Genomic DNA, 17,362 nt, shown 5'->3' on the forward strand with positions numbered 1-17,362 from the left:
ACAAACGGCCCTCACACCGCTCCCGCTGCGCATCGGCTCCCGCCTCCTCGCGCCACTGCGGCAATCAGCAGCCATGCGCTCCCCACGGTCGATCGGCGGTTCGTTCACGGCTTGTCAGGCCGCGATCTCGACGGCCTTCAGGATCAGGACGTCCTCCAGCGGCACGTCGTCGTGGAAGCCCTTGCGGCCGGTGCGCACCTTCTCGATCGCATCGACGATCTCCGTGCCCTCGACCACCTTGCCGAACACCGCATAACCCCAGCCCTGAGGCGTCTCGCTGCGGAAGTTCAGGAAGTCGTTGTCGGTGGCGTTGATGAAGAACTGCGCCGTCGCCGAGTGCGGTGCATTGGTGCGCGCCATCGCCAGCGTGTACTTGTCGTTCTTCAGGCCGTTGGAGGCCTCGTTGGGGATCGCGGCCTGGGTCGGCTTCTGCTGCATCTCGGCGGTGAAACCGCCACCCTGGACCATGAAGCCCTTGATCACGCGATGGAAAATGGTGCCGTCGTAATGGCCGGCATTGACGTAGGCCAGGAAGTTGGCCACGGTCTGCGGCGCCTTCTGGTCGTCGAGTTCGAGGCGCAGGGTGCCGGCGCTGGTGGTCAGTTCAACGTGCTTGCTCATGTTCAGTTCTCGGTGACGGTGATTTTCTGGATGAAGACCGGCTTGGCCGGTACGTCGGCGTGCATGCCCTTGCGCGTGGTGGCCACCGCCTTGATGCGGTCGACCACGTCCATGCCCTGGACCACCTTGCCGAAGACGGCGTAGCCGTGGCCATCGGGCGCGCGGCCGGCGTCCAGGCCGGTGTTGTCGTTGACATTGATGTAGAACTGGGCGGTGGCCGAGTCCGGCACCATCGTGCGCGCCATGGCGATCGTGCCGCGCTGGTTGGACAGGCCGTTGCGCGATTCGAGCGGGATCGGTGCGCGGGTCGGCTTCTCGCTCATGTCGGCGTTGAAGCCGCCGCCCTGGATCATGAAGCCGTCGATCACGCGATGGAAGATCGTGCCGTCGTAGTGGCCGGCCTTGGCGTAGGTGACGAAGTTGGCGACGGTGCGTGGCGCCTTCTGTGCGTCGAGCTGCAGCACGATGTCGCCCAGGCTGGTGCTCAGCCGAACCTGCTGGGCCTGCACGCAGGTTGCCGCCGAGGTGAGGGCCCCGAGCATCAGCAGCGGACCGAACAGTCGGAAGGGTTTCATCGGGCTCTCCAGGGTGGGGTGTGGGGCGGGCGGCGGTCCGGGCCGGCACGGCCTTGTGCCGGATGGGCCGATCGCCGCGTCTGGCGTTCAGCGTCCGCCGGGGGCTGATGGGGCTGGCGGGGCAGACGGGGTAGATGGGACTGACGACGGCGCTGCAGGCCGTCGCCAGGCTGGCGGACAGCCCGGCGTGGTGCCGCGCAACCTGGCCAGGGCCTGCAGTCGACCGTCCAGTGTGGCGTCGGGCGGACCGATGTCGGCCGCCAGGCAGCCGGCCTGATGGGCCTGGGCCAGCAGCACGTCGGCCAGATTCAGGCGCGCCAGGCGGTAGTCCGGGTCGCGCAAAAGGGCCTGTTCGAGCAGAGGGCGCGCGCCGTCGACATCGCCTGCGGCCGCGCGCCGCACGGCCAGGTTGTTGAACGGCTCGGCCAGTTGCGGAAAGTCCAGGGTCATCTGTCGCCAGGCCTGTTCAGCCTCGGCCAGGCGACCGGCGGACTCCAGCAGGCGCGCTCTGCGGAAGCGCAGCGCCGCGTCCTGCGGGGTCTGCCGCAGATCCAGCTCGACCGCCGCCAGCCGTGTCGCGTCGTCGTCCTGCGGTGTCGGCGGTGCGGCGAGGGTCGGCATCGACGCCGACAGGGCCAGCGTCAGCGCGGGAAGGCAGGTGCGGGAAATGGCGCGGCGGAGAGCGGGCGGCAACGGAATCTGGGGCATCGGACGGGATGCGGGCCGGTCGGCGCACACCCCCATCAGGGTGGAGCGGCCAGCATCGACCGCTATACTGACCGGATTGTATCGACGCCACCGTCCGCATCCGTCGCCCTACGGCACGGCCCCGGAAGGTCCCGGCGTCGGCGTGCTCCGCCCGGCCAGGGCGGCTCGGGCCGGAGCGGTCCGCGGCGTTCGCCCGCGGGCCCGACTTGGCCCACAATGCCCGAGAACCCCCGCCCGACACCGCCTGCGGCCCGAGTCCGCGCGCGCGGTTGTCCGCGCCCGTCTGCGTCCCCTGCGTCCGGCCGATGACCATCCGTCTGTACAACAGCCTGTCCCGTCGTACCGAAGCGCTCGAGCCCATCGAGCCCGGCCATGTGCGGATGTATGTCTGCGGCATCACGGTCTATGACCTGTGCCACATGGGCCATGCGCGGATGATGGTGTCCTTCGACGTCCTCTACCGCTGGCTGCAGACCAGCGGGCTGAAGGTGACGTATGCGCGCAACATCACCGACATCGACGACAAGATCATCCGCCGTGCGGTCGAGCGCGGCATCACCGTGCGGCAGCTGACCGACGAGATGATCACCGCCATGCACGAGGATTTCGCGGCCATCGGCACGCTGGTCCCAACGCATGAGCCACGCGCCACCGAGCACATCGACGGCATGCTGGCGATGATCGGTCGCCTCGAACAGCGCGGTCTGGCCTATCGCGCATCCAGTGGCGACGTGAACTACGCGGTGCGCAAGTTCCCCGGATACGGCAAGCTCTCGGGCAAGAGCCTGGACGATCTGCGTGCCGGCGAGCGGGTCGCGGTCGATGACGGCAAGGAAGACCCGCTGGACTTCGTGCTCTGGAAGGCCGCCAAGGCCGAGGAGCCGGCGGACGTCAAGTACGCCAGCGCCTACGGTGATGGCCGTCCGGGCTGGCACATCGAGTGCTCGGCCATGGGCTGTGCGGTGCTGGGTGAACGCTTCGACATCCACGGGGGTGGTCTGGATCTGCAGTTCCCGCACCACGAGAACGAGATCGCGCAGAGTGAAGGTGCGCTGGGGCATCCGCACGTCAACCTGTGGATGCACAACGGCTTCCTCAATGTCGACGACGAGAAGATGTCCAAGAGCCTGGGCAACTTCTTCACGCTGCGCGACATCCTGAAGAGCCACGACGGCGAGACGCTGCGCTTCTACATGCTGCGCACCCACTACCGCAGCCCGTTCAACTTCAGCGATCAGCTGCTCGATGACGCGCGGCAGGGCTTGCGCCGGCTCTACACCGCGCTGGCCGCGGTCGAGCTGCCGGACGAGGATGCCGCCGCCATCGACTGGTCCCTGCCGGCCGCGGCCGCCTTCCGCGCGGCCATGGACGAGGACCTGAACACGCCGGCTGCGCTCGCCGTGCTGTTCGAGCTGGCCGGCGACGTCAACCGCCACAAGGACCTCTCCAGCGCTCGGCTGTTGCGTGCGCTCGGCGGCACGCTGGGCGTGCTGCAGCAGCCGCCGCAGGCCTGGTTGCAGGGCGGCGCGACGGCCGGGGCACTGGACGAGGCCGCCATCGAGGCCGCCATCGCCGCCCGCGCCGCTGCCAAGGCCGCACGGGACTTCGCCGCTGCCGACCGCATCCGTGCCGAGCTTGCCGGACACGGCGTGCTGCTCAAGGACGGCCCGCAGGGCACGGCCTGGGTGCGGGCCTGAGATGCCCGCGCGCAAGACCGCCGGCGGCTTCGCCGCCGCACCGGCTGCGGCCGTGCCTGCGCTGGATGGTGCCCCGGTCGTCACGCCCGGCTACTGGGACGAGGCCTGCCGCCATCTGGTGCGTCGCGACCGGGTGATGAAGAAGCTGATCCCGCAGTTCGGCGAGGCCCGCCTGCGCAGCCATGGTGACGCCTTCACCACGCTGGCCCGCTCGATCATCGGCCAGCAGATCTCGGTGAAGGCGGCGCAGGCCGTCTGGGACAAGCTGCTGCTCGCGCTCGAGGTCAGTGTCGCTGCCGAAGAAGCCGCGCTGCTGCAGCCGGGCGCCGTGCTCACGCGCGATGTGCCGGCTTTGCGTGCGGCAGGTCTGTCGGCCCGCAAGGCCGAGTACCTGACCGATCTGGCCCGCCATTTCGAGCAGGGTCAGGTCCACGTCGGCCAATGGCAGCAGATGGACGACGAGGCCATCATCGAGGAACTGGTCGCCATCCGCGGCATCGGTCGCTGGACGGCCGAGATGTTCCTGATCTTCCATCTGATGCGCCCCAACGTGCTGCCACTGGACGATCTCGGCCTCATCAAGGGCATCAGCACACAGTATTTCAGCGGCGAGCCCGTCAGTCGGGCCGAGGCGCGGGAACTCGGCGAAGGCTGGGCGCCCTACCGATCCGTCGCCACCTGGTACCTGTGGCGGAGTCTGGATCCGCTGCCGGTAGACTACTGACCTGTGTGAGTGCGAACGCCCGTGGCCGCCGGCATGCCGGAGGTCCAGCGGGGCGTTCCCGTCGACGACCGCCTGCCGCCCGATGTGGCGGTGCGGTCGTCTCCGTTTCAACCCACCGAACGCGCGCATGAGCAAACGACACTTCCTCGAATTCGAACAGCCGATCGCCGAACTCGAGACCAAGATCGAGGAACTGCGTTTCGTGCAGAACGAGTCCGCTGTCGACATCTCCGAGGAGATCGATCGCCTGGACAAGAAGAGCCAGCAACTGGCCAAGGACATCTACAGCAGCCTGTCGCCCTGGCAGGTCACGCAGATCGCCCGCCATCCGCAGCGTCCCTACACGCTGGACTACGTCAACGAGATCTTCACCGACTGGCAGGAGCTGCACGGTGACCGGCATTTCGCCGACGACCTGTCCATCGTCGGCGGTCTGGCCCGCTTCAATGGCCAGGCCTGCATGGTCATCGGTCACCAGAAGGGCCGTGACACGAAGGAGCGCGCGGTGCGCAACTTCGGCATGTCGCGCCCCGAGGGCTACCGCAAGGCGCTGCGCCTGATGAAGCTGGCCGAGAAGTTCGGCCTGCCGGTCTTCACCTTCGTCGACACGCCCGGCGCCTATCCCGGCATCGGCGCCGAGGAGCGCGGCCAGTCCGAAGCCATCGGCCGCAACATCTTCGAGATGGCGCAGCTGGAGGTGCCGATCATCACCACCATCATCGGCGAGGGGGGCTCCGGCGGCGCGCTGGCCATCAGCGTGGCCGACCAGGTGCTGATGCTGCAGTTCTCGGTCTACTCGGTGATCTCCCCTGAGGGCTGTGCGTCCATCCTCTGGAAGACGGCGGAGCGGGCATCGGATGCCGCCGAGGCCCTGGGCATCACCGCCCACCGCCTGAAGGCACTCGGTCTGATCGACAAGATCGTCAGCGAGCCGGTCGGTGGTGCCCATCGCGACACGCGCCACATGGCCAGCCAGCTCAAGCGCGCGCTGGTCGACGCCTATCGTCAGGTCTCCGACCTGAAGACCAAGGACCTGCTGCAGCGTCGCTACGACCGCGTGCAGTCCTACGGCCGCTTTGCCGACACCAAGGACCGGTGAGCCGCTCGCGGCCGCCGGTGATCACGCACCGGCGCCGCATGGCGACCGCGTCTTCGCCGTCGCCTTCAGCGGCGGCCGAGATTCGCTCGCGCTGCTGCATCTGAGCTGTCGTCTGGCGGCGGCGCATGGTCTGACCGTGGTCGCCCTGCACGTGCACCACGGCCTGCTGCCCGAGGCCGACGCCTGGCTGGCGAGCGCGCGCCGCCTGTGCCGGCGCTGGGCTGCCCGCGGTTGGCCGCTGCGGTTCATGGCCACGCGTTTGTCCGGCACGCCGGACAGCGGCCAGAGCCTGGAGGCCTGGGCCCGTGACGGGCGCCGGGCTGCCCTGGACGTGATGGCCCGCGCCGCGGGGGCCCGTCTCCTGCTGCTGGCCCAGCATCGGCGTGACCAGGCCGAGACCGTGCTGATCCAGGCCCTGCGGGGCGCCGGTGCGGCCGGTCTGGCGGCGATGCCGGCGCGCATCGACCGTGCCGGTCTGTGCTGGGCCCGGCCCTGGCTGGGCCAGCCGCGCGAGGCCATCGACGCCTATGTCCGTCATCACCGCTTGCGGCCGGTCGAGGATCCGAGCAACCAGGATCCGGATCTGGCCCGTTCCCGGTTGCGCCTTCAGGTCTGGCCCGCCTTGCACCAGGCGTTTCCGCAGGTCGAGCGGGTGCTGGGCCAGGTTGCCCGCCGGGCCGCGGAGGCCGATGCCGCGCTGCAGGAGCTCGCCGCGCTCGACGCCGCGGCCTGCTGCGACGACCAGGGGCTGCGCCTGGACGACTGGCTGATGCTGAGTCCGGCTCGGCGGGCCAATCTGCTGCGCGGCTGGTGGCAGACGCACGCCGGCCGGCGCATCGCCGACACGCTGGTGCAGCGGCTGCTCGCCGAACTGCCCCGGTTGCAGGCCCGTCGATCGAGCGCCCGGTGGGCGCAGGGGGCGTGGCGTCTGGATCTCTACCGCGGGCGTCTGATGCTGCGGCCCCAGGCGGTGACGACCAGCACCGCATCGCCTGCGACCGGCGGGTGCGACAGGCTGGAGCCTGAGGCGGCCGTCGTGGCGGCCGATGCGGCGGCGGAACGGCCGCCCGGACCCATGCCCGGGCTGCTCGGGCTGCCGCCACCGTCGTGCTGGCCGGCTGACGGTCGGCTGTGCTGGCCCATGCCGCAGTGGGGCGGTGAGCTCCGGCTGCTGCCCGCCGCGGCGACCCAGCCCGGCCTCGACCCGCAGATCCTGCCCTGGCTCGAGGCGCGCCCGCGCAGCGGCGGCGAACGCTTCGTGCTGCGCCCCGGTGGCATGGCGCGCAGCCTGAAGAAGCAGTTCCAGTGTCTGGGCGTGCCGGCCGAGGCGCGACACGGGCCCTTGTTGTGGGCGGCGGGCCGTCTGGTCTATGTGCCCGGCCTGGGTCTGGATGCGCGGGTCGCCGTCACCGCCGGTCCGGCGCGCTGGTCCCTGCACTGGTGCGACGGAAATCCGTCGGCCGATTGGCCCACAGGCTAGAATCACGGGTTGCGTGTTCCAGGCGTCGGTCCTGGCTGTCGCGCAACTGCGTCCTGACGGGGCGGCATCGGGCCGCCGGCCGGGCAGCATCGCGGCTCCAGCGGGGCCGTCGTGCGCCGCGCGCCGGTGGTGGCGCCGGTCCGGCGGGTTCACCGTTCCGGTTGATGCCGGTGTCCGCCGCACAGGCTGTTCCCAGCCTGCCATCGCGGCGGATTCACTCCCCGCAATCATGGCTTTGATCGTTCACAAGTACGGCGGCACGTCGATGGGCTCGCCCGAGCGCATCCGCGCCGTCGCCAAGCGCGTGGCCAAATGGGCCCGTGCCGGCCACCAGATGGTGGTCGTTCCCTCCGCGATGAGCGGCGAGACCAACCGCCTGCTCGGCCTGGCCAAGGAAGTGCAGCCGGCCAAGGTCGACGACGCCGTGCTGCGCGAGCTCGACATGATCGCCTGCACCGGCGAGCAGGTCTCGGTCGGTCTGCTGTCGCTGGCCCTGCAGGCCGAAGGCCAGCCGGCGGTCAGCTACAACGGCTGGCAGGTGCCGATCAAGACCAACTCGGCCTACACCAAGGCCCGCATCGAGTCGATCGACGACGTCCGCGTGCGCGCCGATCTGGCCGCTGGCAAGGTCGTGATCATCACCGGCTTCCAGGGCATCGACGAGGGCGGCAACGTCACCACGCTGGGCCGTGGCGGCTCCGACACCTCGGCCGTGGCCGTGGCGGCGGCGATGAAGGCCGACGAGTGCCTGATCTACACCGACGTCGATGGCGTCTACACCACCGACCCGCGCGTCGTGCCCGAGGCCAAGCGCCTGAGCACGATCAGCTTCGAGGAAATGCTCGAGCTGGCCAGCCAGGGCTCCAAGGTGCTGCAGATCCGCTCGGTGGAGTTCGCGGGCAAGTACCGCGTGCCGCTGCGCGTGCTCTCCAGCTTCACCCCCTGGGACATCGCGATCGACGAGGAAGCCAAGTCGGGCACCCTGATCACCTTCGAGGAAGACGAAAAGATGGAACAAGCCGTTGTGTCCGGCATCGCGTTCAACCGCGACGAGGCCAAGATCACCGTCGTCGGCGTGCCCGACAAGCCGGGCATCGCCTACAGCATCCTGGGTGCGGTCGCGGCGGCCAACATCGACGTCGACGTCATCGTGCAGAACGTCTCCCACGACGGCCGCACCGACTTCAGCTTCACCGTGCACCGCAACGACTACGCGCGCACCGTCGATCTGCTGAAGAACACCGTGCAGCCGGCCACCGGCGCGCTCAACATCATCGGTGACGCCAAGATCTGCAAGGTCTCGATCGTCGGCATCGGCATGAAGAGCCACGTCGGTGTGGCTTCGACGATGTTCAAGACGCTGTCGGATGACGGCATCAACATCCAGATGATCACCACCAGCGAGATCAAGACATCGGTCGTGATCGACGAGAAGTACATGGAGCTGGCCGTGCGCGCGCTGCACAAGGCCTTCGGTCTGGACGATCCGGCCAAGGTGGTCTGAACGTCCGCCATCGGGCAAAGCAAAGTGGCACTTGCGCTTTGCTTTGAATCCCGGCTAGAATGATTATCTTGCCAACGGAGACGTGACCGAGAGGCCGAAGGTGCTCCCCTGCTAAGGGAGTATGCGCGCTAAAACGTGCATCGAGGGTTCGAATCCCTCCGTCTCCGCCAGCAAGCCCGTCCAGACCCACGAAGTCAGCGGACGGACCAACATGAAAACCCCGATCAGCCCAGCTGTTCGGGGTTTTTTCTTTTCCGCGTGCGCCCGCTGTTCTGCCCGGCCCGCTCAGACCTGCAACCTCAGACCTGCAGCAAGCCCCACTGCAGCGCGATCAGCGTCAGCTCGCTCTGGTTGCCGGCGCCCAGTTTCTGCTTGACGTTGTAGAGGTGGGTGCCGACGGTGCTGGGCGACAGCTTGAGCGTCTCGGCGATCTGCGCGACGCTCTGCCCACGGGCGAGTTGCAGGAAGACCGAGAACTCGCGCTCGCTGAGCTGGTCGGCCGGACTGCGTTCACCGCGGATCTGCGCCAGGGCCAGCGCCCGCGCCGTCTCCGCATCGACCCAGGGCTGGCCTGTAGCCACCGCACGCACGGCCGCGATCAGCGCATCGGGTGCACTGCGCTTGGTCAGGTAGCCGAGCGCGCCGGCGCGCAGCGCCCGCTGTGGATGGGCCGTGTCCTCATGCGCCGACAGGATCAGCACGCGGGCCTGTTCCTCGATCGCCAGCAGGCGCCGCAGGGCCTCCAGCCCGCCCATGCCCGGCATCGCCAGATCCATCACCACGACGTCGGGCCGCAATTGCTGCCAGGTGCTGACCAGGTCCTCCCCGCGGTCGAGCTCGGCCACCACCTCGATGCCGGCGCCGCCCAGCAGCATGCGAAAACCCATGCGCACCAGGGCGTGGTCGTCGACGAGCAGCAGGCGCAGGGACATGGGCGGATCGGTGGTTCGGGTGACGGGTGCTGGGAGGGCGGCGGGGCGGCGCCGGCGCGCCCGGGGGACGGGTCACGGACCTCAGCGTCCGGGCGTGGGGGGCTGTCGCTCCGGTGCCGTCGCCTGAGGGCGGTCGGCCGGATCCAGCGGCAGCTCGACCGTCAGCCAGACCCCGGGGCCGGGGTCGGCCGGCCGCAGGTGCAGCCGGCCACCGAGCGCTGCCGCCCGTTCCGCCAGCCAGCTGAGGCCGAAGTGGCCGGGTGGGCTGGCCGGTGCCGGATCGGCGGTGTCGTCTGCATGGGCAGGGTCGGCGGCATCGGATGACGGACGGCCGGTGCGCAGGGCCTCCGGCAGGCCGCGGCCATTGTCCTGCACGCTCAGGCGCAGGCGGTCGGCTGTGCCATCCAGGCACAGGCGGATGTGGCCGGCCTCGCCATGGCGCAGCGCGTTGGTCACGCCTTCCTGGGCCGTGCGGTAGAGCGCCAGCGCGGCCTCGGCACCGATCGGCGTGCGCTCGGGATCGAGCGTCTGCTGCAGCTCCAGGCGCAGGCCGGGCTGGCTGCGGCGGGTGCGTTCGAGCAGGTCCGCCAGGGCCTCGATCAGGCCGAAGGCGTCGAGCACCAGCGGGGCCAGGCGCGGGATGATGCCGTGCATCGCGTCGTACAGGCGCGCGGCCTCGTCGGCGATGACGCGGGCGGCCTCGGCGCTGGTCGGATCGCTGGACACGCAGCGGCCGGCGATGGCCGTGGCCATGCTGCGCATCGCGGTCACCGACTGTCCGAACTCGTCATGCAGCTCGCGCGCGATCAGCTTGCGTTCGGCCTCGATGTGCTGCGCCATCCAGTGGCCGAGTGCGCGGCTGTCCGACAGCTGGCGCTCGGCGCGCAAGGCACGGCGCTCGGTCTCCCACTGCCGTGCCAGCTGCTCGGCCATGCGGTTGAAGGCTTCGGCGATGGCGCTGGCCTCGCGGCCGGGCAGCGGCGGCAGGCGCGTGTCCAGGCGCCCGTCCTGCAGCGCCTGCAGGCCGTCGACGATGTGGGCGAAGGGTCGTACCGCGCGGCCGACCGCCGCGTGCACCAGCGCCGCGGTGGCCAGCAGCGCGGCGACGGCGATCAGCGACAGCCGCCACAGGCTGTCCCAGGCATCCAACACCGAACGTGAGGCGTTCGCATGCACCTCGAGCCGGCCGTCAGGAAACTGGATCGAGCGGTGGGTCGATGGCGGCGCGATCAGGGCACTGAACCAGGTCGGCGCATCCTGCCCCTGCTTGTAGGGCGATGGCGGGCTGCGATAGACCAGCCGCTCCTGCTGGTCGTACAGCAGCACGTCGTTGGAGCGGATGCGGCCCAGGCCTTCGAGAAAAGCCTGCATCGCGCCGATGCCCTGGGCGGCGTAGACCCAGGCGGTGCGGTCCAGCAGCTGGCTGGCGACCCGGTTGGCCGCCAGGGTCTCCTCCATCACGCTGTCACGCAGGGTCCGCAGTTGCAGCGTCAGCACCAGGCTGGCGAAGCCCAGCATCAGCAGGCCGGCGATCAGCTGCATCTGCAGACGCAGACCCGGGCGCCAGCGGCGTGCCGTCGTGGCCGGGCGGTCGGTGGTCGGGCGGGGCATGGGCGCAGGCATCAGGCGGGGTGGCCGGGCGATGCCGCGGGCCCGGATCCGGTGCCATCGACGGCGATGCCCTGGCCATCGGTGTCGGTCGCCAGCCAGGCCTGCAGCGCCTGGCGCTGGGCCGAGCGCAGGGCGGGCTGCAGCGGATCGTGTCCGCCTTCGGGCAGCAGGCGCCAGTGCACGCGTGCCGGTTCGGGCAGGGCCGCGGCCAGTTCGCGCGCGGCGGCGGCTGGACACACGCGGTCGTCGGCGGCGTGCAGCAGGTGCACCGGCATCGGCGCCAGGGTCCGGGCCCGTTCGATCAGCCCGGGCTGCAGATCGCAGCCGCGTCGCAACCAGGCGATCTGGATGCGGTAGCGGGTGATCAGCGCGTCCAGCGCCGGCCCCTCGGGCCAGGGCTGGCAGGGTGGCGGGGGCAGGGCATCGGGATCGAAGCTGGCGGTGCGGCTGATCGTGCCCGCGGCCAGGGCCTGGCGCCAGGCCGTCGCGCCGAGGGCCTGTCGGCGCTCCCAGGCCCACCAGTGCCGTGCGGTGCGGGCCACGCGTTGCGGGTCCGCGCTGTCCAGATCCTGCGCCAGCCGGGCCAGCAGGCCGTCGAGCGCATCGGTGCCGATGCCGAAGAAGGCGGCGACGTCGCGCGGCCGGCCGACGAAGGTCGCCCTCAGCACCAGACCATCGACCTGCGACGGGGCATCGACCGCATGCGCCAGGGCCAGCGTCGCGCCCCAGGAACCGCCGAGCACGCCCCAGCGCGCGCGCGCCAATCGTGGCCTCAGGTGGTGGTGCAGCCGGCGCAGGTCGTCGAGCAGCAGCGGCAGGGTGTTGGCCGGCGTGCGCAGGCCATCCGCTGCCGATGCCCACAGACTGGCCGCGCCAGCGGGACGGCTCTGGCCGCAGCCCCGCTGGTCCGGTGCGATCAGGTGGACGGGCAGGCCGGCGCAGGCCTGCCACAAGGCGGGAGACTGCGCCGAACCGGGGCCGCCGTGCAACACCAGCAGCGGCCGTCCGCCGGGCTGTCCGGCGTGGTGGACGCACATCTGCTGGCCGTCGGCCAGCGTCAGCCATTCGCGATCGAAGACCTCGGGCGGCGCCATCGCGCCACTGCCGGTCGTGCCTGGCGGCACGGGCTCGGGGCGATCGGCGGTGGGCGAGGTGGGGGGTGGCATCGCGGGCGAGGGACTCGGTGCGGAGACGGCCGCATGGTAAGCGGCGTGCCGCAGGCCGGCGGCCGGGGTGCCCCCAGGGGAACCCGAGGGTCGATTCAAGATTTTCTGGAGTGCGCTTTCATGGCTGTCCGGCTGTCGCCGGCCGGCGTGCTGCGCCACGATGCAGCCCTGTGCCGGTCCTGTCCGGGCGGCACCCGGCACCCGGCACCGGACCGGTCGGGCATCCGCCCGGCGGTCCGCCGGTGACACCTTCCACCCATCTTCAGGAGACCGTGATGACCAAGACCTGGCAGACCCCCGCCGCGACCGACCTGCGCTTCGGCTTCGAGATCACGATGTACGTGGCCGCCCGCTGATCGGGTTCGTGGGGCCGACCCAGGCCTGGCGCCTGTGTCACGGCCCCTCCGACCCCTCGTGCGCATGCCACGGCGCCAGCACCGGTCGCACCGATGCTGGCGCCGTGCCATCGGTGGCGCCCGGCCAGCCGCCACGGTCCGCCGTTCTTCCTCCTCCTCTTCCGAGACCTGACCCGCTCCGGGTCCTGCCAACGATGCGCATCACCGTCCTGGGCGCGGCCGCCGGAGGCGGCTTCCCGCAGTGGAACTGCCACTGCCGCAACTGCGCCGGCCTGCGGGCCGGCACCGTGCGGGCCAAGCCGCGCACGCAATCGTCGATCTTCGTCCAGGCGCGAGCCGAGGGGCCGGGCGTGCTGATCAACGCCTCGCCCGACGTGCTGACGCAGATCCGCCAGCAGCCGGTGCTGTGGCCACGGCCGGCCGATGCCGCCGCGCAGCGCCACACGCCGATCGCCGGCGTCGTTCTGTGCGACGGTCAGGTCGACCATGTCACCGGTCTGGTGATGCTGCGCGAGCGCGGCGTGCCGCTGCCGCTGTGGTGCACCGATCCGGTGGCCGAGGACCTGACGACCGGCTACCCGCTGCTCAACGTGCTGGGTCATTACTGCGGTGTCGATCGCCATCGCATCGCGCTCGACGGGACGCGCTTCGAGGTGCCAGGGGTCGAGGGGGTGCAGTTCCGGGCCCTGGCGCTCGACAGCAAGGCCGCGCCTTACTCGCCGCACCGCGAGGCCGGTGTGCCGGGCGACAACATCGGCCTCGAGATCCGCGACACGCACAGCGGCCGCAGCCTGTTCTACGCCCCCGGTCTGGGCGAACGCTCGCCGGCCGTCATCGACGCGCTGCACGCGGCCGATGCGGTGATGGTCGACGGCACCTTCTGGACCGACGACGAGATGGTGCGGCTGGGCATTTCGCGCAAGCACGCGCGCGAGATCGGCCACCTGCCGCAGTCCGGCCCGGACGGGATGATCGCGCTGCTGGACACGCTGCCCGCCGCCACGCGCCGCGTGCTCATCCACATCAACAACACCAATCCCATCCTCGACGAGGATGCACCGCAGCGTGCCGAACTGGCGCGCCACCGCATCGAAGTGGCCGAGGACGGCCTGCTGATCGACCTGTGAGCCATCCTGGCTGACCGCCAAGTCAAGGAGACCGACATGAGCACCCCGGGTCTGGCCTGGAGCCGCGAGGAATTCGAGGCCCGGCTGCGCGAGCGCGGCCGCAGCTACCACATCCACCATCCGTTCAACCTGATGCTCAACCGCGGCCGGGCCAGCCCCGAGCAGGTGCGCGGCTGGGTCGCCAACCGCTTCCTCTACCAGGTCGCGATCCCGATCAAGGACGCGGCCATCCTGGCCAACTGCCCGGACCGCGACGTGCGCCGCAGCTGGATCCAGCGCATCCTCGACCATGACGGCTTCGAGATCGGTGGCATCAACGATCCGGGCGGCATCGAGGCCTGGCTGCGCCTGGGCGAGGCCACCGGCCTGAGCCGCGAGGAGATCCTCGACGAGCGCCACGCGATCCCCGCCGTGCGCTTCGCCGTCGACCACTACGTGCACTTCGCGCGCCGGGCGCCCTGGCAGGAGGCGGTGTGCTCGTCGCTGACCGAGCTGTTCGCGCCCGAGATCCACAAGCAGCGCCTGGCCACCTGGCCCGAGCACTACCCGTGGATCGCCCGTGACGGGCTGCAGTACTTCCGCAACCGGGTCAGCCAGGCGCGGCGCGATGTCGAGCAGGGGCTGGAGGTCACGCTGTCGTGGTTCACCACGCGGGCCCAGCAGCAGCGCGCGCTCGACGTGCTGCAGATGAAGCTCGACATCCTGTGGGCGATGAACGACGCGATGGCGCTGCGCTACGGGGTCGATCCGCAGTCGGCGGCCGAGGGTCTGGCGCGAGCGCCGCAGGAGGCCGCATGAACGCGGACAGCCCGCTCGCCGCGACGACCGCCGCGGCGCCTGACGCCCCGGATGCGGCGCTGCTGGCCGCCCGGCCCGCCATCGGCGAGGGCTTCCGCCTGCAGTACGAGCAGGCCCAGCAGGCCTGGGTGCTGCTGTATCCGGAAGGCATGGTGCGGCTCAACGGCAGTGCCGGTGAGATCCTCAGCCGCTGCGATGGCCAGCGCACGCTGTCCGCCCTCATCACCGAGCTGGAGACCGAGTTCGCGACCACCGGCCTGACGGCCGACGTGCTGGGCTTCGTCGCCATCGCCCGTCAGCAGCGCTGGCTGGTGCTCGACCGGCCGCATTGATCCACGAGCGCCTCACGCCGATGTCCTCCGATCCGAGTCCTGATCGTCCCGGGCCGCCGCTGTGGCTGCTGGCCGAGCTGACGTACCGCTGCCCGCTGCACTGCGTGTTCTGCTACAACCCGGTCGATTACGCGCGACATGAGGATGAGCTGGGCACGGCCGACTGGCTGCGCGTGCTGCGCGAGGCCCGTGCGCTCGGGGCGGTGCAATGCGGCTTTTCCGGCGGCGAGCCACTGCTGCGCGATGACCTGGAGGAACTGGTCGCCGAGGCGCGTCGCCTGGGCTACTACACCAACCTCCTCACGTCGGGCGTCGGGTTGACGCGCGAGCGGGCGGCCGCGCTGAAGGCCGCCGGGCTCGACCACGTGCAGCTGAGCTTCCAGGACTCGACGCGGGAGATGAACGACTTCCTCTCGCACACCCGCACCTTCGATCTCAAGCAGCGCGTGGCGGGTCTGCTGAAGGAGCAGGGCTGGCCGATGGTGATGAACGTCGTCATCCATCGCCTGAACATCGATCACATCGACCGCATCATCGCGATGGCGGCCGACTGCGGGGCCGAGTACCTGGAGCTGGCCAACACCCAGTACTACAGCTGGGCCATGCTCAACCGTGACCAGCTGCTGCCCACGCGGGCCCAGCTGGTCGAGGCCGAGCGGGTGACCGATGACTGGCGGCGGCGGCTGGACGGCCGCATGCGCATCTTCTTCGTCGCGCCGGACTACCACGAGGGCACGGTCAAGCGCTGCGTCAACGGTTGGGGCTCGACCATGCTGACCGTCGCACCCGATGGCGCGATGCTGCCCTGCCACACCGCACGCATGCTGCCCGGGCTGCAGTTCCCGAACGTGCGGGAGACCTCGGTCGAACAGGGCTGGTACGCGTCCGACGGCTTTCAGCGTTATCGCGGCACGGGCTGGATGAAGGAGCCCTGCCGCAGCTGCGAGCACAAGGAGCGCGATCTCGGTGGCTGCCGCTGTCAGGCCTGGATGCTGACCCAGGATGCCGAGGCGGCAGACCCGGCCTGCACGCGCAGCCCGCATCACGGCGCGGTGCGCTCGGCGGTGGATGCGGCCGAGTCCCGCATCCAGTTCACAGAGCGGGCCATGCCGCGCGAGCGGCCGCTGATCTACCGCGACCGTGCGAACTCGCTGCGCTGGGCCGATGCCCCACTGCAGCCGGCCCGGGCGGACGGATCCGCTGCCGATTGAGCGCAGCGTCCAGGCCCGGCGGGCCTGGCGCGATGGCCGGCGTCCGCGCGCCGCGGATCCTCAGCCGCGGGCCTTGCCGCCGGCCGGCTGACCGCTCTCACGGCGGGCCATCTCGATCTGGCGACCGGTCTCGGCCGGATCCAGGCCCTTCAGGGTGCAGAAATTGGCCAGCGTGAACGGCGAGCGCTCGAACTCGCGCAGCAGCTGCCAGCGGGCCTGACGTTCAGGATCCGCGCCGGTCGGCGGTGCCGCCTCGTGGCTGACGTTCGGCGGGCGCCGCATCTCGTGACCGGCATCGCCGCGCGGCGGGCGTCCTTGTCCTTCACGCGGGCCGCGACCCGGCGTGCCGGCGGCGTCGCCCCGGCGGGAGCCCGGGCCCCGGCGATCGTCGGTCGGCCGGCCGCGGCCGGCGGGCCCTCCTTCGCGGCGAGCGGAGCCTTCCGGGCGCGGCTCGGTGCGTGCCGGGCGCTCGGTGCGTGCGGCCGTGGCCGGCTGGGCCTCGGTCGATGGCGTGCCACCGGCTTCCGTCGGACGGTTCTGCGGGCGGGTGTCGCCGCGTTCGCGACGCGGTCCGTCCGCGCGCGGGCCCTGGCGGCCGTCGCTCCGGCCCGTGCCGCGGTCCGCCGCCCCGCCGGGGCCACGGCCACCCGGCCGCCGTGCGGGACGACCATCGGCCGGCGTGGCCGCGGCTGCAGCGTCACCCGTCGTGCCCTCCGGCGCGGTGCCGGGGGCGCTCCGCGGACCGGCCTCCTGGCGTCGGCCCCGCGGGCCGGCCTCGCGGCCGCCCGAGCGCTCGCGCTGCAGCGCGCGGCGGCGTTGCACTTCCTGCTCGGCGAGCTGGCGGTGCTCGGCGCTCAGTTCGCCGGCGGGTTGGCCGTCGAGGTCGAAGCGCTGTTCGTGCCGCAGCAGTGACTGCAGGTAGGCGGTGGTGTGCGTGTAGCGGCGGAAGAAGGCCGACAGCGCCGTCTTGCTGAACACGCCCGGCGCGCGCTGCTGGATGTCGACATGGACCCGCAGCTTGATCGGCTTCGGGCTGCCGGCGAACAGCGCCGGAAAACGCGTGCGCAGTTCGGCCGCGCAGTCGATTTCCGGGCCATCGGTCGCCGGGCCGGCCGCAGGCGCTTCGGGCGCGTCTGCCGGGGGGGCGTCGGTCGACTCGGCAGCGGCGGGCAGGGCGGCCGTCCCGGCGGGTGCCAGGGCCGCAGCATCGGTGTGCGTTTCGGTCGGCGATGCGGTCGCCTCGGGGGCCGAGGGGGCGACCTCGGACGTGGCCGGCGCGGCGACATCCGTCGCGGCATCGACCCTCGGCGTGCTCTGGGCGGGCGCCGCGACGACCTCGGGAATGGCGCTGTCGGACGGCTTCTGATTCTCGGACATGGTGGCCGGGCGGCACACACGGTGCACGCCAGATGCTGCTGGAA

17 protein-coding genes and 1 tRNA gene are annotated in these 17,362 nt (G+C 71.0%); 11 read left to right on the forward strand and 7 right to left on the reverse strand.

Annotated elements, in window-relative coordinates:
• Positions 1 to 114: 114 nt before the first annotated feature.
• The 3 genes from AACH11_RS14445 to AACH11_RS14455 form a co-directional block, all read right to left on the reverse strand.
• Positions 115 to 621: a peptidylprolyl isomerase gene (locus tag AACH11_RS14445; RefSeq protein WP_341374949.1), complete on the reverse strand. Its 507-nt coding sequence runs from the start codon at positions 619 to 621 to the stop codon at positions 115 to 117.
• 2 nt (positions 622 to 623) lie between these two features.
• Positions 624 to 1,196, reverse strand: a complete 573-nt coding sequence (locus AACH11_RS14450; RefSeq protein WP_423228748.1) for a peptidylprolyl isomerase — start codon at positions 1,194 to 1,196, stop codon at positions 624 to 626.
• Between the two features lie 87 nt (positions 1,197 to 1,283).
• Complete coding sequence (locus AACH11_RS14455; RefSeq protein ID WP_341374950.1) at positions 1,284 to 1,904, reverse strand: tetratricopeptide repeat protein; 621 nt, start codon at positions 1,902 to 1,904, stop codon at positions 1,284 to 1,286.
• A gap of 305 nt (positions 1,905 to 2,209) precedes the next feature.
• On the opposite strand from AACH11_RS14455, the gene cysS reads away from it, so the two are divergent.
• The 6 genes from cysS to AACH11_RS14485 all read left to right on the forward strand — a co-directional run bounded on the left by cysS (position 2,210) and on the right by AACH11_RS14485 (position 8,578).
• Positions 2,210 to 3,601 carry a cysteine--tRNA ligase gene (gene cysS, locus AACH11_RS14460; protein WP_341374951.1) on the forward strand — a complete coding sequence of 464 codons (1,392 nt, stop codon included), beginning with the start codon at positions 2,210 to 2,212 and terminating at the stop codon, positions 3,599 to 3,601.
• A 1-nt stretch (position 3,602) separates the two neighbouring features.
• Complete coding sequence (locus AACH11_RS14465) at positions 3,603 to 4,325, forward strand: DNA-3-methyladenine glycosylase family protein (RefSeq protein WP_341374952.1); 723 nt, start codon at positions 3,603 to 3,605, stop codon at positions 4,323 to 4,325.
• A 127-nt stretch (positions 4,326 to 4,452) separates the two neighbouring features.
• Complete coding sequence (locus AACH11_RS14470; RefSeq protein WP_341374953.1) at positions 4,453 to 5,424, forward strand: acetyl-CoA carboxylase carboxyltransferase subunit alpha; 972 nt, start codon at positions 4,453 to 4,455, stop codon at positions 5,422 to 5,424.
• Positions 5,402 to 6,904 (forward strand): tRNA lysidine(34) synthetase TilS, encoded by a 1,503-nt coding sequence (tilS, locus tag AACH11_RS14475; protein ID WP_341374954.1) that lies wholly within the window; start codon positions 5,402 to 5,404, stop codon positions 6,902 to 6,904. Before AACH11_RS14470 ends, tilS begins: the two co-directional genes overlap by 23 nt.
• Before the next feature lie 229 nt (positions 6,905 to 7,133).
• A complete protein-coding gene (locus AACH11_RS14480; RefSeq protein WP_341374955.1) occupies positions 7,134 to 8,408 on the forward strand; it encodes an aspartate kinase in 1,275 nt (424 codons plus the stop codon).
• A 76-nt stretch (positions 8,409 to 8,484) separates the two neighbouring features.
• A tRNA-Ser gene (locus AACH11_RS14485) sits at positions 8,485 to 8,578 on the forward strand.
• A 129-nt stretch (positions 8,579 to 8,707) separates the two neighbouring features.
• Here the strand turns inward: AACH11_RS14485 and AACH11_RS14490 are convergent.
• The 3 genes from AACH11_RS14490 to AACH11_RS14500 all read right to left on the reverse strand — a co-directional run bounded on the left by AACH11_RS14490 (position 8,708) and on the right by AACH11_RS14500 (position 12,117).
• A complete protein-coding gene (locus AACH11_RS14490; protein WP_341374956.1) occupies positions 8,708 to 9,340 on the reverse strand; it encodes a response regulator in 633 nt (210 codons plus the stop codon).
• An 81-nt stretch (positions 9,341 to 9,421) separates the two neighbouring features.
• Positions 9,422 to 10,951, reverse strand: coding sequence for an ATP-binding protein (locus tag AACH11_RS14495; protein WP_341374957.1), 1,530 nt, complete (start codon positions 10,949 to 10,951; stop codon positions 9,422 to 9,424).
• Positions 10,952 to 10,962: 11 nt separating this feature from the next.
• Positions 10,963 to 12,117 (reverse strand): alpha/beta fold hydrolase, encoded by a 1,155-nt coding sequence (locus tag AACH11_RS14500; protein ID WP_341374958.1) that lies wholly within the window; start codon positions 12,115 to 12,117, stop codon positions 10,963 to 10,965.
• 275 nt (positions 12,118 to 12,392) lie between these two features.
• Here AACH11_RS14500 and pqqA point away from each other — a divergent pair, with 275 nt between their 5' ends.
• The 5 genes from pqqA to pqqE all read left to right on the forward strand — a co-directional run bounded on the left by pqqA (position 12,393) and on the right by pqqE (position 15,941).
• Positions 12,393 to 12,473, forward strand: coding sequence for a pyrroloquinoline quinone precursor peptide PqqA (gene pqqA, locus AACH11_RS14505; RefSeq protein ID WP_341375120.1), 81 nt, complete (start codon positions 12,393 to 12,395; stop codon positions 12,471 to 12,473).
• A gap of 194 nt (positions 12,474 to 12,667) precedes the next feature.
• Positions 12,668 to 13,600, forward strand: coding sequence for a pyrroloquinoline quinone biosynthesis protein PqqB (pqqB, locus tag AACH11_RS14510; RefSeq protein WP_341374959.1), 933 nt, complete (start codon positions 12,668 to 12,670; stop codon positions 13,598 to 13,600).
• Between the two features lie 36 nt (positions 13,601 to 13,636).
• Complete coding sequence (pqqC, locus tag AACH11_RS14515) at positions 13,637 to 14,398, forward strand: pyrroloquinoline-quinone synthase PqqC (RefSeq protein ID WP_341374960.1); 762 nt, start codon at positions 13,637 to 13,639, stop codon at positions 14,396 to 14,398.
• Positions 14,395 to 14,730 (forward strand): pyrroloquinoline quinone biosynthesis peptide chaperone PqqD, encoded by a 336-nt coding sequence (gene pqqD, locus AACH11_RS14520; RefSeq protein WP_341374961.1) that lies wholly within the window; start codon positions 14,395 to 14,397, stop codon positions 14,728 to 14,730. The genes pqqC and pqqD overlap by 4 nt, the downstream gene beginning before the upstream one ends.
• 20 nt (positions 14,731 to 14,750) lie before the next feature.
• Positions 14,751 to 15,941: a pyrroloquinoline quinone biosynthesis protein PqqE gene (gene pqqE / locus AACH11_RS14525; RefSeq protein ID WP_341374962.1), complete on the forward strand. Its 1,191-nt coding sequence runs from the start codon at positions 14,751 to 14,753 to the stop codon at positions 15,939 to 15,941.
• 60 nt (positions 15,942 to 16,001) lie between these two features.
• Here the strand turns inward: pqqE and AACH11_RS14530 are convergent, their stop codons facing one another.
• A complete protein-coding gene (locus tag AACH11_RS14530) occupies positions 16,002 to 17,318 on the reverse strand; it encodes a ProQ/FINO family protein (protein WP_341374963.1) in 1,317 nt (438 codons plus the stop codon).
• Between the last annotated feature and the right edge of the window lie 44 nt (positions 17,319 to 17,362).

The organism is Pseudaquabacterium rugosum (assembly GCF_038066575.1).
Lineage (GTDB): Bacteria > Pseudomonadota > Gammaproteobacteria > Burkholderiales > Burkholderiaceae_C > Pseudaquabacterium > Pseudaquabacterium rugosum.

Excerpts from the sequence above, each read along its gene's own strand:
- AACH11_RS14445 (WP_341374949.1), bottom strand. The coding sequence starts at position 621 with ATGAGCAAGCACGTTGAACTGACCACCAGCGCCGGCACCCTGCGCCTC.
- AACH11_RS14450 (WP_423228748.1), bottom strand. The coding sequence starts at position 1,196 with ATGAAACCCTTCCGACTGTTCGGTCCGCTGCTGATGCTCGGGGCCCTC.
- AACH11_RS14455 (WP_341374950.1), bottom strand. The coding sequence starts at position 1,904 with ATGCCCCAGATTCCGTTGCCGCCCGCTCTCCGCCGCGCCATTTCCCGC.
- cysS (WP_341374951.1), top strand. The coding sequence starts at position 2,210 with ATGACCATCCGTCTGTACAACAGCCTGTCCCGTCGTACCGAAGCGCTC.
- AACH11_RS14465 (WP_341374952.1), top strand. The coding sequence starts at position 3,603 with ATGCCCGCGCGCAAGACCGCCGGCGGCTTCGCCGCCGCACCGGCTGCG.
- AACH11_RS14470 (WP_341374953.1), top strand. The coding sequence starts at position 4,453 with ATGAGCAAACGACACTTCCTCGAATTCGAACAGCCGATCGCCGAACTC.
- AACH11_RS14480 (WP_341374955.1), top strand. The coding sequence starts at position 7,134 with ATGGCTTTGATCGTTCACAAGTACGGCGGCACGTCGATGGGCTCGCCC.
- AACH11_RS14490 (WP_341374956.1), bottom strand. The coding sequence starts at position 9,340 with ATGTCCCTGCGCCTGCTGCTCGTCGACGACCACGCCCTGGTGCGCATG.
- AACH11_RS14495 (WP_341374957.1), bottom strand. The coding sequence starts at position 10,951 with ATGCCCCGCCCGACCACCGACCGCCCGGCCACGACGGCACGCCGCTGG.
- AACH11_RS14500 (WP_341374958.1), bottom strand. The coding sequence starts at position 12,117 with ATGCCACCCCCCACCTCGCCCACCGCCGATCGCCCCGAGCCCGTGCCG.
- pqqA (WP_341375120.1), top strand. The coding sequence starts at position 12,393 with ATGACCAAGACCTGGCAGACCCCCGCCGCGACCGACCTGCGCTTCGGC.
- pqqB (WP_341374959.1), top strand. The coding sequence starts at position 12,668 with ATGCGCATCACCGTCCTGGGCGCGGCCGCCGGAGGCGGCTTCCCGCAG.
- pqqC (WP_341374960.1), top strand. The coding sequence starts at position 13,637 with ATGAGCACCCCGGGTCTGGCCTGGAGCCGCGAGGAATTCGAGGCCCGG.
- pqqD (WP_341374961.1), top strand. The coding sequence starts at position 14,395 with ATGAACGCGGACAGCCCGCTCGCCGCGACGACCGCCGCGGCGCCTGAC.
- pqqE (WP_341374962.1), top strand. The coding sequence starts at position 14,751 with ATGTCCTCCGATCCGAGTCCTGATCGTCCCGGGCCGCCGCTGTGGCTG.
- AACH11_RS14530 (WP_341374963.1), bottom strand. The coding sequence starts at position 17,318 with ATGTCCGAGAATCAGAAGCCGTCCGACAGCGCCATTCCCGAGGTCGTC.